The sequence below is a fragment of the Rheinheimera sp. KL1 genome (assembly GCF_001275035.1).
Lineage (GTDB): Bacteria > Pseudomonadota > Gammaproteobacteria > Enterobacterales > Alteromonadaceae > Pararheinheimera > Pararheinheimera tangshanensis.
In genome coordinates this window covers 55,102-69,973 of record NZ_LAMX01000026.1, presented here as the reverse complement: position 1 = coordinate 69,973, position 14,872 = coordinate 55,102, and the positions used below count along the sequence as shown (strand labels likewise).

Genomic DNA, 14,872 nt, shown 5'->3' with positions numbered 1-14,872 from the left:
AGTTATGAAATTCAAATTAACCTTAGTTGCTCTGGCCACTATCGGAACTATGGCTTCAGTACAGGCTACCGAAATTTCACCAGAGTTAAGAAAGCTGACTCCGGCGAAAACTGAAGCTGTAACAAGCAAAACAGTCAAAAAAGTTGAAAATGCCGATTTTGGCGTTTATAAGTTGTTACCGGATTTAGCATTGGCTCCGGCCAGTCTGGCTGCTGGTAGCGCTGAAGGTACTTTGTCTGGCCGCGCTTTAGTACAACAAACAACAGTGAATTCGGATGGTGTGGTGAAAACTGACGCTGTGGTAAGAAATTTACTGACAGGTGAACTTGGAGTTGTCACTGGTCGTTTGTCTATATTGGCGAATGATGCTGCTGCACTGCAACGTTTACAACAAGAGTTTGGCTTAAAATCAGTGAAGACCATAGGCAATAAAGTTGCCATTATGCAAGCTCCAGCTGGTGCTAATCTTACTGAGTTAATTGAATCAGTCCGTAAATCAGGATTGGTGAAGGAAGCTCGTTTGGATGTAGTTGAGAAATTATATAAACCAAACTAAATAAAACCTTCGATAAAAAACCCGCCTCTGGCGGTTTTTTATTCTGCAAAATTCACCATAGCAAATTCCAATCTAGTTTTGCTCCTGCGCACCTTGACGTTATACAATAAGTTTTCGTTTTGAAGGAGCAATCTGCATGGCCAAAGCCTGTGCCTGCCATATTCTGGTTAAAACTGCAGCTGAAGCAGAGAAGTTAAAACAACTACTGGCCAAAGGTGCCAGTTTTCATGACTTAGCTAAAAAACATTCGTTGTGCCCTTCCGGCAAAAAAGGCGGGGATTTAGGAGAGTTTAAACCAGGTCAGATGGTCAGAGCTTTTGACGAGGTAGTGTTTAAAAAGGCGGTTCTGGAAGTGCATGGCCCGGTGAAAACCCAGTTTGGTTACCACCTGATTAAAACTTTGTATCGAAGCTAACAGCAGCAATCACTGGAGAACCAGATGCGTTTTGTGCTCTGTAATTATGAAGAACATGCCGAAGCTATTCTGGCTATTTTTAACCACGCTATTTTGCATACCACAGCTTTGTATGAATACAAGCCACGTACTATGACCACGATGCAGCAATGGTTTGCTAACAAAACGGCAGGCAATTTCCCGGTGTTAGGACTGCTGAATGAGCAGGGCCAACTGGTGGCTTTTGGCAGTTATGGCACCTTCAGAGCCTTTCCGGCTTTTAAATATTCAGTCGAACACTCAGTCTATGTAGCACCGGATCAGCAAGGGAAAGGCTATGGAGCACTGATGTTGCAGCAAATTATTCAGCAGGCGCAACTGGAAAATTATCATCTGTTGATTGGAGGTATTGATGCGGCTAATGAAGCCAGTATTGCGTTACATACCAAACATGGCTTCAGACACAGTGGCACTATCACTCAGGCGGGTTTCAAATTTGGCCGCTGGTTAGATTTAGCCTTTTATCAGCTGACCTTAAATACGCCAGTCGAGCCTGTAGACGGCTGACCGGCCTGGTGGTTATTTTTTACCTAGCAACTGTGAGCGTAATTTAGCCTTTTCTTTAGCCAGCTGTTTATTGCGGCTGGCGACTTTTTGCACCCGTTCTTCTTCGGCATCGGCTTTTTTGCTGCTGTGATTCATTTTCGGATCATGCTCATACCCAGGTAATACCTGTTGCGTGATCACTTGTTTGGTCAGTTTCTCAATAGCTTGTAACATCACCAGATCATCAGGCGTGACTAAACTTATGGCTAAACCCGAGTTTCCGGCCCGGCCTGTCCGGCCAATGCGGTGTACATAATCTTCCGCCACCTGTGGTAAATCGTAGTTCACTACTATAGGTAGCTCTTCAATATCTAAACCGCGAGCCGCGATGTCAGTCGCCACTAACACACTTAATCTATTGTTCTTAAAGTCATCCAGCGCTTTAGTGCGGGCGCCCTGACTTTTATCACCATGGATAGCACCTGCCTCAATCCCATCTAAACGTAATTGTTTCGCCAGACGGTCAGCACCATGTTTAGTACGGCTGAAAATCAGCACCTGTTTCCACTGCCGTGAGCCAATCAGATAAGACAACATTTCACGCTTGCGCTGCGAATCCACACGATAGGCCAATTGCTCTATTTTCTCTGCGGTACTGTTGGGTTTGGCGACTTCAATCAGCGCAGGAGATTTTAATAAGGTATCAGCCAGCTCTTTGATTTCTTTAGCAAAAGTCGCAGAGAAAAACAGTGTCTGTCGCTCTTTGGGCAGGCGCGCCATAATACGTTTAATGTCGTGAATAAAACCCATATCCAGCATACGGTCGGCTTCATCCAGCACCAGAATTTGCAGCTCAGACAAACTGACAGTGCCCTGATGCAAATGATCAAGCAAACGCCCTGGTGTGGCGACCAGAATATCTAAACCTCTGCTTGCCTGATCATATTGTGGGTTTATTGACACACCGCCATAAAAAACCGCGTATTTCAGTGGCAAGTCCGCACCATAAGCTTTGACACTGTCAGCGACCTGCTGCGCCAGTTCACGGGTTGGCGTCAGTACTAAACAACGCACCTGCAGATTATTCACTTTGCTGGTATTTTTACTGAGCAACTGTAATACGGGTAAGGTAAAAGCAGCTGTTTTTCCAGTACCCGTCTGAGCGCCAGCTAATACGTCTTTGCCTTCCAAGATCACGGGTATGGTTTGCTGCTGAATAGGGGTTGGCGTGTGATACCCCTGATTGGTCACAGCAGAAAGAATACGGGGATCTAAACCAAGCGTGGCAAATGACATGCAATTTCCTTTAAAGTATCGGCTTTGAAACATCTATACCCAAGGCAATTGAAGTTGCCGCGAGACGGCAAGCGCGTCAGACCCAAGCAGCATAGTTCACCTATGTGAATGGGACGACAGCACAAAGCCAACAAAGCTGGCAGCTTCAAGTTCGACGGGTAGAAATCGTCGCTAGTGTAGCAGAACTAACAGGACAAGGCATGACAGCAGTATCATCCCCATGGTTTGTTTATATGGTGCGCACCACAGCAGACACTTTGTATACAGGCATCAGCACAGACCCAGAACGGCGTTTACGTCAACATAAAGGGGAATTAACGGGTGGGGCTAAAGCACTTAAAGGCAAAGGTCCTTTAGAGTTAGTTTTTACTCACCCTATGCCGTGTCGCTCTTCCGCCAGCAAATTGGAGTATCAGCTGAAACGATGGACAAAAAAAGACAAAGAGTTGTTGCTAAGGCAAGAGATTAGACAGCTAAACCTGCTAGAGCAGCTATCAGGCGAAAGTCGCATAGGCACAGAAGCAGCTTCAGATTACACTTTGCTTTGTATACCCAAGTAACTTCAAGATGCAGAATTCAGCGGGAGATAAAAGTCCTTTAGGCAAGGCAGCTGTTGGAAGCTCTAGTGGTTCTAAAGCGACAACAGTTAACGCCGCATAAAGGTCTTTTAGACCCGCCCTCCGGGAGTCGCTGGGCGATTGCACTGCGGTGTTAGCCTGTCTCACAAGGTAGACGACATTGCTTCGCCATGCTGCCTTGCATTGCAAGCGCCCAGCGGCTCTGAAACTCGCATCTTGAGGTCACTTGGGTATATAAAGGAGTGATGATGGAAAGTTTTGCCTTAGTTTTGATTTATCTGGTTATTGGTGCCCTGCTACGCAGACTGCCGCAATTTCCTCAAGATACAGGTTTAGTGCTGAATCAGTATGTGCTTTTTGTTGCTTTACCTGCTCTGGTACTGCAAAAAATTCCTTTGTTAGAATTTTCCAGTCAGCTTTGGTTGCCCGCTATCACGCCCTGGGTGCTACTGATCATAGTGGCTGGCTTAGTGATCCTCGCCGGTAAAGTGTGGCACTGGGAGAAAACCACAGTAGGGGCCTTGCTGGTGGTACTCCCCTTGGGCAATACCTCTTTTTTAGGTTTTCCTATGGTAGAAGCATTTTTTGGTGAAAAAGCCCTGCCCTTTGCGATGATTTACGATCAGGCGGGCTCTTTTGTCGCTTTGGCGACTTATTCCACCTTGCTGGCGGCTTGGTATAACCCGAATGCAACAACCCCCAGCGCCTTGCAAATGCTGATGCGTGTAATCACTTTCCCATCTTTTGTCGCTTTGGCTGTAGCCTTAGCCCTTAAATCCTGGCCTTATCCGCAGTTTTTTAGCCAGCTGCTAGATAGTCTGGCCGCAACTTTAGTGCCGGTGATAATGATAGCCGTAGGTTTTCAGTTCAGATTGCAACTGGATAACAAAGACACCAAACCTTTAATTTTTGCCTTAGGAGTTAAACTACTTCTGATGCCTGTATTAGCCTTAACTTTTTTAAGCTTTTTCCAGCCAGAGCCCTTGTTGCTGCAGGTCGTAGTATTTGAAGCCGCCATGCCGCCTATGGTATCTGCCGGTGCTATCGCTATTGGTGCAGGGCTGGCACTGCGTTTAGTGCCAGCTTTGGTAGGTTTGGGTTTACTGCTTAGTTTTATCAGTCTTCCGCTTTGGTATTTACTACTGCAGCTTTACGTTTAACCAAATGTTGATGGCCTTTCCTGTGACTTTGATGATAATAATGAGCCACCACCACCATCAGCACAGAACCTGTCAGCACAGGATTCAACAAAAACCACCAGTCCGGCGCTGTCAGCATAATCAGTAAAGTAGTAGCACCTGCAGGCGGATGAGTAATTTTCAGCAGTACCATCAAACCTATAGCTAACCCGACAGCAATAGAAAGACTCCATACAGTTAAACCAAAACTATGCACAAAAGTCAGGCCAATCAACGCGGCTAAAAGATGCCCCGCTATTACATTTTTTGCTTTACCAAGCGGACTACCGGGCAAGGCAAACAAAATCACTGCGGTAGCGCCAAAAGGTGCCACCAGCCATAACTGCTGCCATTGTTGCAGCAAAGCCAACAATGCCATCACTAATGCTGCACCAGAACCCGCTAACACAGCTTGCACCCAGACTTTATGTTCAGTCACAGTATCACCTCTTAAAGTAGACCAGTTTGTCTACCAACGAATTGTATTGTAGACAGACTGGTCTACCTGTGTCAAGCTAAGTCTCTACTATGGTGAGGACATGTATGGAACCGGATAAAAAACAACAACTTGTTGAAACAGCTTTAAGCTTGTTTTATCGTCACGGTGTGCATGCTGTAGGCATTAATCAGATTTTAGAACAGTCTGCTGTGGCTAAAAAAACGCTGTATCACCATTTCGTCAGCAAAGACGAGCTGTTATTGGCAACACTGGAACTTCGGCACCAGCGCTTTTATCAGTGGCTGGAGCATCAGTTTAATACTAGTGAAAACATAAGCCCGGTAGATCAACTCTTTGATGCCTTGGGTTTTTGGTTTGAAGGCAAGGCGAAGCCTTTAGGACCTTTTTTTGGCTGCTATTTTCAAAATTGCGCAGCAGAATACCATGGCCCAGACAACACCGTATTGCAGCTTTGCGCCCAGCATAAACGCAAGGTGAGAGACTTAGTGAACACTCAACTGCAGAGTTGTCAGCTATCAGAGGAAACTCAGTCTTTATTACTGGATGGTTTGATGTTGCTAAAAGAAGGCGCCATCAGTATGGCTTTAGTGCACGCCGATGCCACAGTGGCTCAGCATGCCAAACAACAAGCCAGACTGCTGATGCAGGCCTTGCGTTAATCTGGCTCTGCAACTGATTCTGCCGGAGGTTTTTTCTTTAGCCGTCCGGACTGAATAAGTGCCTCTCGTAACAAATATTCTATCTGACCGTTCACACTGCGAAACTCATCGTCAGCCCAATGCTGCAAAGCATGCAGCACTGTTTCATCAATACGTAACGCAAAAGCTTTTTTTGACACACTGCTCTCCGCTTAATACAAAGTGCCAGTGTTGATCACAGGTTGCACCTGATGATCACCACAAAGCACGACGAGCAAGTTACTGACCATAGCGGCTTTGCGCTCTTCGTCCAGTTGCACCATGTTTTTTTCAGATAAACGCGCCAATGCCAGTTCAACCATACCTACAGCCCCCTCAACCAATTGCTGACGAGCCATCACCACAGCACGCGCTTGCTGACGTTGCAACATAGCGCTGGCAATCTCAGGCGCATAAGCCAAATGGCTGATCCGTGCTTCCAGCACTTCAACACCGGCTTTATCCAATCGAGCTTGAATTTCACCTTTGAGCAAATCGGTCACTTCAGGGCCATTGCTGCGCAGGCTGATATCGATGTCGTCTGCCGCTTCATAGGGATAACTGGACGCCAAAAACCGCAGTGCTGCTTCACTTTGGATACTGACAAAGTTTTCGTAATCTTCCACTTCAAACACAGCTTCAGCACTGTCTACCACTTTCCACACCACAACGGCCGCAATTTCCACCGGGTTGCCACTGTGATCGTTCACCTTTAATTTGCCGCTTTCAAAGTTACGAACCCGCAGTGACACTTTTTGTTTACTGTAAAAAGGATTTGCCCAACGTAAGCCTGTTTGTAGGTCAGAGCCGACGTAACGGCCAAACAGCTGCAGTACGGCACATTGGTTGGGCTGCACCATGTAGAAGCCAAAAAAACCAATTCCCACAAAAATTAGCGCCAGTATCGCTACCAGTTTTAGTGGCCCACCTAAGACCAGCAGACCAAAACCAGATAAAACAAAGACTGCCGGAAGCACAGCTAACATCATTAAACCACTGCGGCTTGTTGCCAGATACTCTTTCATTTCAGCTCCTTAATTTGATATCAATTTAATATCAAATTAGCGTCATTTAAAAAAAGCGCAAGGTAATATGTATAAAAAACATGCTATCAGTCACAAAAGCTTCAGACTTCATTGACATCACCCCATTTGATAAATATGATAAAATTAATCAAATCAGAAAGCATACTATGTCAGAGCAACATCAACTTCTTTCTACTCGTCAGGCAGCTACCCTGCTTGGAGTTTCAGTGCGCACTATCCAGCTTTGGGTTGAACAAGGCTTATTGAGTGCATGGAAAACACCAGGGGGGCACAGACGTATAGTGCAGGAGTCTCTGCTGGGTTTGTTACATAAAAGACAAAAGTCCCCGCCGCTGACACGTCTGTTATGCGTAGATCTGGATACAAATCTTTTCAAATTAATTCAGGCCTTGTGTAAGCAGTGGCATTTTCCAATTGAATTAAAATATGCGCGTAACGCTGTAGAAGCTTTATTGATGATGGGTGAACATAAAACTGAACTCGTCATGATGATGGCTGACCAGCCAGGAATAGATTTACCCATGCTGCTCAACGAGCTTAATCAACATCAGGTGAAACTTGCTCTGCTCTGTGCTGAAGACTCAGAGCCAAAGCTGAGTACGGATATTATTTGGCTGCACCTGCCATTTGACCCGTCACAATTTAAGGCGGAATTACAAAAGCTGCTATTTGCCCGTTTACAACAAGCCAGCTAATCACAACATAAAAAACCGGCATCAAAGCCGGTTTTGTTAGAATAAATCAGAGCTTAGACCAGACTGACTTTAGCAAACTTACGTTTACCGACCTGGAAGATGTGATGGCTGCCTTTGGCAAATTCCATTTTGCTGTCTTCCACCTTAGTTTCACCATCGAGCTTGACCGCACCTTGCTTAATCATACGCAAAGCCTCTGAAGTGCTTTCAACCAGACCTGCTTCTTTTAATAAGTTGGCAATCTGGATACTGTCTGATGTTAAGGTCAAGGTCAGTTCAGGAATATCATCCGGCAAGGCGTTTTTCTGAAAACGCTGGATAAAATCCTGCTCAGCAGCATCCGCTGCCGCCTCGTCATGGAAACGGGCAATAATTTCTTTAGCCAACTCAATTTTGATATCACGTGGGTTACGACCTTCAGCCGCTTGTTGCTTCAGTGCCGTAATATCAGCGATAGGACGGAAACTCAGCAAATCGTAATAACGCCACATCAGCTCATCGCTGATGGACATCACTTTGCCAAACATTTCACCCGGCGTGTCTGTGATACCAATATAGTTGCCCAAAGACTTGGACATTTTCTGCACACCGTCCAGGCCTTCCAGCAATGGCACCATAATAATAGTTTGCGGCCGCTGACCTTCGTCTTTTTGCAGCTCACGACCCATCAGCAGGTTAAAGCGCTGATCGGTGCCGCCCATTTCGATATCGGCTTCTAAAGCAACAGAGTCCCATCCTTGCACCAGTGGGTATAAAAACTCGTGGATAGCAATAGACTGGTTATTAGCATAACGCTTTTTAAAGTCATCACGCTCCAGCATACGGGCTACTGTTTGACGTGCTGCCAGTTTGATCATGCCAGCCGCACCTAACTTTTCCATCCATTCGGAGTTAAAAGCCACGCGGGTTTTTGCCGGATCAAGAATTTTAAACACCTGCTCTTTATAAGTCTGCGCATTGGCCAGCACATCTTCGCGGGTTAAAGGCTTACGTGTGACGTTTTTACCTGTTGGATCGCCAATCATGCCGGTGAAGTCGCCTATCAGGAAAATAACCTCATGACCCAACTGTTGAAAGGTACGTAATTTGTTGATCAGAACCGTATGGCCCAAGTGCAAATCTGGCGCAGTTGGATCGAAACCTGCTTTGATTTTTAAAGGTTTTCCTTCCTTTAACTTGGCAATAAGTTCTTCTTCTAACAAAATCTCTTCGCAGCCGCGTTTTATCTCAGCCAGCGCCTGCTCCCAGTGAGCCATGGTCTACTCCTAAATATCTTTGTATTTGGCAAAATTCCAAGCCTGCATTCTAACGAAACATTTCTTTAGATCAAACCAACAAAAGTGTGGCATCAGGTAAAAAATCGTTATATGCTCATTTTTTTATTGGTTTGTCTGATAATAATAAGAGATGCGCTTTCTATGATTTCTTCTTTGCCTATCAAACATCGGTTATTAATCGGCGCTTTAAGCGGCATTGTTGCCGTTATGCTGTTGATCCCGTCAGAACAAGCTTCAGCCTCCAGAACTACAGAAACTTCTGAGTTGGAAGTTGGAAAAAGATACAGTATTGATATTCCTTTGGTGGAAGAGAAAATTGCGGCTGAACAGCTGGCAACTCTTCCACACGAAGATAACTCACTGGAGTGGGTGACCGTCGATGTGAAAAAAGGCGATATTCTGTCGGCTATTTTCCGCAAAGCTAAATTAGATCAAGCCGCAATGCAGGAAGTGCTAGAGCTGGGTAAACCAGTCAAAACTTTAACCCGCATTTTTCCAGGCGAGCAAATTGAGTTTGGTTTAGATAATCAGGGCAAGCTGCAGGAAATCCGTTATCCAATCAACAACCTGAAAACCTTGCGGGTTCAGCGCACTGCCAATGGCAAGTTTGCAGCCGAAGAGTTATTAAAAGAAGTTGAAACCCGCACTGAAGTGGTCAGTGGTGTAGTGAACGGTTCATTCTGGAACGCAGGTCTGGAAGCGGGTTTAACCGAAGCTCAGATGCTGACACTGGCAAACAATATTTTCAGCTACGACATCGACTTTGGTTTAGATATCAAAGCAGGTGACAGCTTCAGCGTGATTTTCGAAACCCGTTATGCCGACGGTCAATTTGTTGGTAACGGTAATATTCTCGCTGCACAGTTTAAAAACGAAGGCCAGGTGTATCAGGCAGTTCGTCACAAGGACGGCGCTTTTTACAAGCCGGACGGTAAAGGCACAAAACAAGCCTTCTTACGAGCCCCGGTTAGCTTCCAGTATGTCAGCTCCAATTTTAACCCTCGCCGTTTACACCCAGTGTTAAAGAAAGTTAAACCACATAATGGTGTTGATTACGTAGCTGCTGTAGGTACTCCTATTATGGCGGCTGGTGATGGTAAAGTGATTGCATCAACCCGTAACGGCGTGAATGGTAACTATGTGTTTATTAAGCATAAAAACAACATAGTGACCAAATACCTGCACTTATCCAAACGTGATGTGAAGCAAGGTGAAAACGTGAAACAAGGTCAGGTCATAGGTCGCTTAGGCGCCACTGGCCGTGTGACTGGCGCTCACCTGCACTACGAATTTGTGGTCGGCGGTGTGCACCGTAATCCACGTACTGTGAAATTACCTCAGGCAGATGCACTGTCTACCAGCGAACGTGTTGCTTTTGTGAATCAAGCAAAACAGCTGATTGCACAAATGCAGAACCACGAGCGGATCACAGTAGCCGCTGCTGAGTAATGTCCAGTTTGTACATAGGTATAATGTCCGGCACCAGTCTCGATGGAATCGACCTGGTGCTGGTTCGTTTTGGGCAGCGACCTGAAGATAAACTCCAACCTGAATTACTCGACTCTCTGCTTTGTCCTTTTCCTGAACTATTACGTCAGCAATTAAGCCAATTGGCCCAATCCGGCCCCAACGAGCTGGAATTGATGGGTCTGGTGGAGCAGCAACTGGCATTAGCTTATGCAGATGCGGTCAAACAATTATTAGCTAAGGCCAAAGTAGCAGCTGAACAAATAAGCGCTATTGGCTGTCATGGCCAAACCATTCGTCACCGCCCTTATGCGCAGTTTCCTTTTACCTATCAGATTGGTGATATGTTCCGACTTGCTGCACAAACGCAAATCCGGGTGATTGCCGATTTTCGTCGTAAAGATATGGCCTATGGCGGGCAAGGTGCCCCTTTGGTACCAGCTTTTCACAAAGCTATTTTTGCAAAGCCAGACAGCTATCGCGCCATTTTAAATATTGGTGGTATCGCCAATGTCACCTTGTTGCAACCTAATATGCCAGTGCGTGGTTTTGATACTGGCCCTGGCAATGGCCTGATGGATAACTGGATCCAACAACAAGGTTTAGGTTTGTATGACAAAGATGGCCTTTATGCGGCCTCAGGCGTGGTACAGCAAGATTTATTAGCCAACCTTCTGTCAGATCCATACTTTCAGTTACAAGGCCCCAAAAGCACAGGTAGAGAGTATTTCAATCCACAGTGGCTGGCCCATAAGCTACTTGCGAATACCTATGCCGCGGCCGATGTGCAGCGCACGTTGACACGCTTTACTGCGGAGAGCATTAAAATCGCACTGGTCAATGAAGCCATAGAGGAGTTATTTGTCTGTGGGGGTGGCGCTTATAACAAAGTACTTTTCAGCGATTTGCAGCAGCTATTGCCTGCAGTACGGCTGCAGCAAACTGCAAGTTTAGGGATAAAAGCTGATGATGTGGAGGCTATGGCTTTTGCCTGGCTGGCTTATGCCTATGACCACAAGATCCCAGGTAATATTCCTGAAGTCACAGGCGCACGAAAAGCCGTGGTATTAGGTGCGGAATTCACCTACTAAATTCCACACTACTACTTATTGTTGTTCCACGACCTTTGCTATTTGTGTAGCAACCTGTCCCCAGCCTTGCCCTAAGGTTTTGACCACTTCGTCATAACCATCATCAGCAATAGCTAATTGCAGCTCAAAAGGCAGTTGCTTCACGGTAGCGCCTGTGAGTAAATGTGCCTGACCACTGATCAGCACCACACCATCTGCTGTGGTATGGAACTGCGTCACCTGCACCGTCAGACGACTGTCTCCCGCCCCGCTTACCTGTTGAGTAACCCGCCAGTCCGTTAAAGCGCCGGATAAATGCGCCTGCAAATTACGGGTCAGTTGCTGATCCAGAGCTTCGGCCCATTGATGAGTGCGGGTCAGCTGAAGGTTGACCTCATTGTTCTGATACACCAGCGCATTGCTGTTCAGGTAACTGGCCACCATCACTGGCTCTACCACCAACACTTTGCTGCTATCTACCACTGGTGCTTTGGCCGCAACTGCTGGTAAACGGTAATACTGCAGTTCAGACGGAGAACTGCCACAACCGGCCAACGCCAGGCTTAAGACTACACAAGCTAAATAACGCATTAGTTGCCCTTCTCAGGTTCAGGATCTTTTGGCAGATCAGCATTAAAAATCAGAGAGTTACTTTGACTGTTCATGGTTTTAATCACAGGCTGTAAATCACGTAATAACTGATCCATCGACTGTAAATTTCCATTTAAGCGCTCATAAGCCGGTGAACCCGGCGAAAAACCTGCCAGAGTTTTGCGCAGCTCTGCCAGGCTTTGTTGTAAGTCTGCAGGTAATTGCTGCACTGCGTTATTTTTCACCAGCAAGTCCAGTGACTGGATCAGCTGTTCAGCGTTTTTCAGCATTTTTTCGCTTTGTGCCAAGGTAGCGGAACTTTGCGCTAACACATCTTCTACAGGCAGACGATTCACCTTATCCAGCACCTGCAGCACTTTTTGTTCTATGTTGGCTAAACCGCTTGGGGCTGTTGGCATAATTTTCAGACCAGCGTGATCGGCCAGGGCAAAAGGCGCAGGCACAAAACCTTCGCTGGAAAATTCTGGCGGTTGCGCTGTAGTGACTTGAACTTTCTCAGACTGTTCAGCATCAGCCAAAGCTGGCATATCTACTTTAACTTTAGGTGTTTCAATTTGTGCATCAGTTTGCACCAGTTCAATATACAAAGCGCCCGTCAACAAACTACCAGTTTTTAGTACGGCTCTTAAGCCATGTTGTACTGCTGTTTCTAATTCCTGCGCCAGTTTTTTCAAACTCATCTCACCAGCCAAACGACCCGCTTCAACCCGCACCAATACAGGAATACCTTTTTTAAAGGCCACATCCAATGGATTATCCATGTTAAAAAAGTACGGCGCCATAGCCACAGTACCAATGCGTATACCTTTGTATTCCAAAGGAGCCCCAGCAGTTAAACCACGAATAGACTCATCAAAAAACAGCAGGTATTCGTTGTATTCGGTATATAAACCTTCTTTGATCGCTTTTTGATTTTTAAATAACTGAAACTCGCTGTTGCTAACCACTTTATCCCCAGCGGGCCAACCATCCAGCACGTCAAAATGCACGCCGCCACTCAGTAGCGTGGCGATAGAGGCTAACTCCACTCGCACCCCTTGAGCTGATACATCCAGCGCCATACCGCTGGCTTGCCAGAAGCGCACGTTTTCAGTGACCAGAGCATCATAAGGTGCACGCACAAACAACTGATAGGTCATATGACCTTGCTCAGCCACAAAATGACTGGTTTCTACCGTACCTACTGCATAACCATGGTAAAGCACAGGATCGCCTACAGCTAAAGCTGTCGCATCATCACTTAACAACGTGACACGAACGCCAGGCGCATCAGCCGGTGCTATAGGTGGACTGTCGAGCAGCTCATAATAATACTTCTGTACATTGGCTTTACCTGGCTGTAATTCAATATAAGCACCTGATAACAAAGTATTTAAACCACTGACACCACCACGCCCTACCGTAGGTTTAACGACCCATAACTGGGAGTCTTCATTGAGTAAAGGCTCAATACCGGGATCCATCCGGGCTTTGATTAACACTTTGCTTAAATCTTCTGATAGCTGCACGGATTCGACCCGGCCTATATCCACACTACGACTTTTGATCTGGGTTTTACCTGCCACTATGCCCTCAGCATTGAGTGTGACTAAGGTGATCACGGGCCCCTGATTCTTCTGAGTGTAATAAAGCATCCAAATACCAATAGCCACAGCTATCACTGGCACTATCCAGATCGGAGATAATTGTCGGATCTTTTTCACCGCGGCCACCCGGCCCTGCGTCTTAGCCACGCTGCTTCTCCTCTTTTTTATTCCGTTGGTCCCACAATAAACGTGGGTCAAAACTCATAGCGGCGAGCATGGTGGTGATCACCACAGTCGCAAAAATTATCGCCCCCATACCAGGGTACACGCCCATCAATAAATCAAATCGAACCAATGCCGCCAGAATAGCAACCACTAAAACATCCACCATGGACCAACGGCCAATCCAGTCGACCAGTAAATACACCCTAGTCGATAGCAACTGCCGCTTATGTCCACTGTGACTGGCAAGATAACAGAGCCAAAACATCACAGCGATTTTCACCACTGGTACCACAACGCTGGCCAATAAAATCACAATAGCGACAGGGTAAGCACCGTCCTGCCACATCAATATAATACCGCTGATGATTGTAGACTGAATGCTACTGCCCAAAGACACAGTCTCCATAATAGGCAGCAAGTTAGCTGGGATATACAACAAGGTAGCAGTAATCAACCAAGCCAAAGTTTTTTGCAGGCTGGCCGGAATGCGCGCCGTGACTTTGGTGCCGCAGCGACCGCAGTGTTTTTGCTCCAGCGGCACTATGGCAGTACAGCAGCTGCAACTGGCTAAATTCAGCGACATACCGGTGCGACCGGCAAAATCAGCGGAAACAGGTTGAGGCGCAGCAGCTATCGACTCCCACAAGGCATGACGGTCTATCACCTGGAAAGTGCGCAAATGCAACAAACAAAACAGGCAAAAAGCCCAGAAACTCATTCCGACAGAAATATCGGCATAGACCACCAGTTTGACAAAAGCGACCAGAATACCAATCAGGAAAATATCCACCATGCTCCAGGGTTTAAGCATATAAAGCACACGGGCAGTCCAGACTAAACCACGGACTCGGCGCACCATGCCAAGCTTGATATAAATCACCGCCAACATACAAAAAGCCGGGATCGCCTGAATAAATAACCAAACCAATACAGCCAGCCATTGCTGGTGTTCGTTAAACAAGACGGAGGAGGTATCAAAGAAACTCATGATATGGACGTTACCCGCCACATCCATACCGATAAAAGGAAAAAGATTTGCCAGTACCAACATAAACAAAGAGCTGGCCGCATAAAGTACAGGGCGCAACACCGGATCTTTCTGGCGCATATCCAGTAAATAACCACAGCGGCTGCAAGCCGCTTCCTGACCAATAGCCAATAAGGGCAATTGCTGCAATAGATCGCAGTGGCGACAAAGCACCAGTTCAGTAACAGGTTGCGCGGGCTGCGTTACACCAGACTCCAGATCAGACAAAAAGATTCCTTTGC

General features: G+C 46.4%; 17 protein-coding genes. 9 read left to right on the top strand and 8 right to left on the bottom strand.

Translation table 11 applies throughout. The features are described 5' to 3' along the window. The first annotated feature begins 4 nt into the window (after positions 1 to 4). From WH43_RS14570 to WH43_RS14560, 3 genes are all read left to right on the top strand, one after another. Positions 5 to 556 carry a serine protease external chaperone gene (locus WH43_RS14570; protein ID WP_053425327.1) on the top strand — a complete coding sequence of 184 codons (552 nt, stop codon included), beginning with the start codon at positions 5 to 7 and terminating at the stop codon, positions 554 to 556. Between the two features lie 136 nt (positions 557 to 692). Next, positions 693 to 971, top strand: coding sequence for a peptidylprolyl isomerase (locus WH43_RS14565; RefSeq protein WP_053425326.1), 279 nt, complete (start codon positions 693 to 695; stop codon positions 969 to 971). 24 nt (positions 972 to 995) lie between these two features. Further along, complete coding sequence (locus WH43_RS14560; RefSeq protein ID WP_053425325.1) at positions 996 to 1,517, top strand: GNAT family N-acetyltransferase; 522 nt, start codon at positions 996 to 998, stop codon at positions 1,515 to 1,517. Positions 1,518 to 1,529: 12 nt separating this feature from the next. Here the strand turns inward: WH43_RS14560 and WH43_RS14555 are convergent, their stop codons facing one another. Continuing rightward, positions 1,530 to 2,792: a DEAD/DEAH box helicase gene (locus tag WH43_RS14555; RefSeq protein ID WP_053425324.1), complete on the bottom strand. Its 1,263-nt coding sequence runs from the start codon at positions 2,790 to 2,792 to the stop codon at positions 1,530 to 1,532. A 200-nt stretch (positions 2,793 to 2,992) separates the two neighbouring features. Between WH43_RS14555 and WH43_RS14550 the strand changes: the two genes are divergently transcribed. Together WH43_RS14550 and WH43_RS14545 are read left to right on the top strand one after the other, a co-directional pair. Beyond that, the gene (locus WH43_RS14550; RefSeq protein ID WP_286049781.1) at positions 2,993 to 3,352 is read left to right on the top strand and encodes a GIY-YIG nuclease family protein; all 360 of its coding nucleotides are present in this window, start codon (positions 2,993 to 2,995) and stop codon (positions 3,350 to 3,352) included. Positions 3,353 to 3,618: 266 nt separating this feature from the next. Beyond that, positions 3,619 to 4,530: an AEC family transporter gene (locus WH43_RS14545; protein ID WP_053425323.1), complete on the top strand. Its 912-nt coding sequence runs from the start codon at positions 3,619 to 3,621 to the stop codon at positions 4,528 to 4,530. Here WH43_RS14545 and WH43_RS14540 read toward each other — a convergent pair. Continuing rightward, positions 4,487 to 4,987, bottom strand: a complete 501-nt coding sequence (locus WH43_RS14540; protein WP_286049780.1) for an HPP family protein — start codon at positions 4,985 to 4,987, stop codon at positions 4,487 to 4,489. The two genes, WH43_RS14545 and WH43_RS14540, sit on opposite strands and share 44 nt — an antisense overlap. A 104-nt stretch (positions 4,988 to 5,091) precedes the next feature. On the opposite strand from WH43_RS14540, the gene WH43_RS14535 reads away from it, so the two are divergent. After that, the gene (locus tag WH43_RS14535) at positions 5,092 to 5,667 is read left to right on the top strand and encodes a TetR/AcrR family transcriptional regulator (protein WP_053425322.1); all 576 of its coding nucleotides are present in this window, start codon (positions 5,092 to 5,094) and stop codon (positions 5,665 to 5,667) included. On the opposite strand, the gene WH43_RS14530 is transcribed toward WH43_RS14535, so the two are convergent. Both WH43_RS14530 and WH43_RS14525 read right to left on the bottom strand, forming a co-directional pair. Continuing rightward, a complete protein-coding gene (locus WH43_RS14530) occupies positions 5,664 to 5,846 on the bottom strand; it encodes a type II toxin-antitoxin system antitoxin (protein WP_053425321.1) in 183 nt (60 codons plus the stop codon). The genes WH43_RS14535 and WH43_RS14530 overlap by 4 nt on opposite strands. A gap of 12 nt (positions 5,847 to 5,858) precedes the next feature. Continuing rightward, complete coding sequence (locus tag WH43_RS14525) at positions 5,859 to 6,710, bottom strand: SPFH domain-containing protein (protein ID WP_053425320.1); 852 nt, start codon at positions 6,708 to 6,710, stop codon at positions 5,859 to 5,861. Between the two features lie 167 nt (positions 6,711 to 6,877). On the opposite strand from WH43_RS14525, the gene WH43_RS14520 reads away from it, so the two are divergent. Continuing rightward, positions 6,878 to 7,426 (top strand): MerR family transcriptional regulator, encoded by a 549-nt coding sequence (locus WH43_RS14520; protein ID WP_082335820.1) that lies wholly within the window; start codon positions 6,878 to 6,880, stop codon positions 7,424 to 7,426. Positions 7,427 to 7,479: 53 nt separating this feature from the next. Here WH43_RS14520 and tyrS read toward each other — a convergent pair whose 3' ends face one another. After that, on the bottom strand, positions 7,480 to 8,682 hold the full coding sequence (tyrS, locus tag WH43_RS14515) for a tyrosine--tRNA ligase (protein WP_053425318.1): 1,203 nt from the start codon (positions 8,680 to 8,682) through the stop codon (positions 7,480 to 7,482). 162 nt (positions 8,683 to 8,844) lie between these two features. Here tyrS and WH43_RS14510 point away from each other — a divergent pair, with 162 nt between their 5' ends. Both WH43_RS14510 and WH43_RS14505 read left to right on the top strand, forming a co-directional pair. Continuing rightward, positions 8,845 to 10,152 carry a peptidoglycan DD-metalloendopeptidase family protein gene (locus WH43_RS14510; protein WP_053425317.1) on the top strand — a complete coding sequence of 436 codons (1,308 nt, stop codon included), beginning with the start codon at positions 8,845 to 8,847 and terminating at the stop codon, positions 10,150 to 10,152. After that, positions 10,152 to 11,261, top strand: a complete 1,110-nt coding sequence (locus tag WH43_RS14505; RefSeq protein ID WP_053425316.1) for an anhydro-N-acetylmuramic acid kinase — start codon at positions 10,152 to 10,154, stop codon at positions 11,259 to 11,261. Before WH43_RS14510 ends, WH43_RS14505 begins: the two co-directional genes overlap by 1 nt. A gap of 15 nt (positions 11,262 to 11,276) precedes the next feature. On the opposite strand, the gene WH43_RS14500 is transcribed toward WH43_RS14505, so the two are convergent. Genes WH43_RS14500 through WH43_RS14490 form a run of 3 tightly spaced genes read right to left on the bottom strand, consistent with a single transcriptional unit; the run spans position 11,277 to position 14,858 of the window. Then, positions 11,277 to 11,831 (bottom strand): ABC-type transport auxiliary lipoprotein family protein, encoded by a 555-nt coding sequence (locus WH43_RS14500; protein WP_053425315.1) that lies wholly within the window; start codon positions 11,829 to 11,831, stop codon positions 11,277 to 11,279. Beyond that, on the bottom strand, positions 11,831 to 13,585 hold the full coding sequence (pqiB, locus tag WH43_RS14495) for an intermembrane transport protein PqiB (protein ID WP_053425314.1): 1,755 nt from the start codon (positions 13,583 to 13,585) through the stop codon (positions 11,831 to 11,833). Before pqiB ends, WH43_RS14500 begins: the two co-directional genes overlap by 1 nt. Continuing rightward, positions 13,578 to 14,858, bottom strand: coding sequence for a PqiA/YebS family transporter subunit (locus WH43_RS14490; protein WP_082335804.1), 1,281 nt, complete (start codon positions 14,856 to 14,858; stop codon positions 13,578 to 13,580). Before WH43_RS14490 ends, pqiB begins: the two co-directional genes overlap by 8 nt. Between the last annotated feature and the right edge of the window lie 14 nt (positions 14,859 to 14,872).

Bases quoted from the DNA above. Each gene is read 5' to 3' on its own strand.
- WH43_RS14510 (WP_053425317.1), top strand. From the start codon at position 8,845: ATGATTTCTTCTTTGCCTATCAAACATCGGTTATTAATCGGCGCTTTA.
- WH43_RS14505 (WP_053425316.1), top strand. From the start codon at position 10,152: ATGTCCAGTTTGTACATAGGTATAATGTCCGGCACCAGTCTCGATGGA.
- WH43_RS14570 (WP_053425327.1), top strand. From the start codon at position 5: ATGAAATTCAAATTAACCTTAGTTGCTCTGGCCACTATCGGAACTATG.
- WH43_RS14560 (WP_053425325.1), top strand. From the start codon at position 996: ATGCGTTTTGTGCTCTGTAATTATGAAGAACATGCCGAAGCTATTCTG.
- WH43_RS14555 (WP_053425324.1), bottom strand. From the start codon at position 2,792: ATGTCATTTGCCACGCTTGGTTTAGATCCCCGTATTCTTTCTGCTGTG.
- WH43_RS14545 (WP_053425323.1), top strand. From the start codon at position 3,619: ATGGAAAGTTTTGCCTTAGTTTTGATTTATCTGGTTATTGGTGCCCTG.
- WH43_RS14550 (WP_286049781.1), top strand. From the start codon at position 2,993: ATGACAGCAGTATCATCCCCATGGTTTGTTTATATGGTGCGCACCACA.
- WH43_RS14565 (WP_053425326.1), top strand. From the start codon at position 693: ATGGCCAAAGCCTGTGCCTGCCATATTCTGGTTAAAACTGCAGCTGAA.
- WH43_RS14535 (WP_053425322.1), top strand. From the start codon at position 5,092: ATGGAACCGGATAAAAAACAACAACTTGTTGAAACAGCTTTAAGCTTG.
- WH43_RS14525 (WP_053425320.1), bottom strand. From the start codon at position 6,710: ATGAAAGAGTATCTGGCAACAAGCCGCAGTGGTTTAATGATGTTAGCT.
- WH43_RS14520 (WP_082335820.1), top strand. From the start codon at position 6,878: ATGTCAGAGCAACATCAACTTCTTTCTACTCGTCAGGCAGCTACCCTG.
- tyrS (WP_053425318.1), bottom strand. From the start codon at position 8,682: ATGGCTCACTGGGAGCAGGCGCTGGCTGAGATAAAACGCGGCTGCGAA.
- WH43_RS14500 (WP_053425315.1), bottom strand. From the start codon at position 11,831: ATGCGTTATTTAGCTTGTGTAGTCTTAAGCCTGGCGTTGGCCGGTTGT.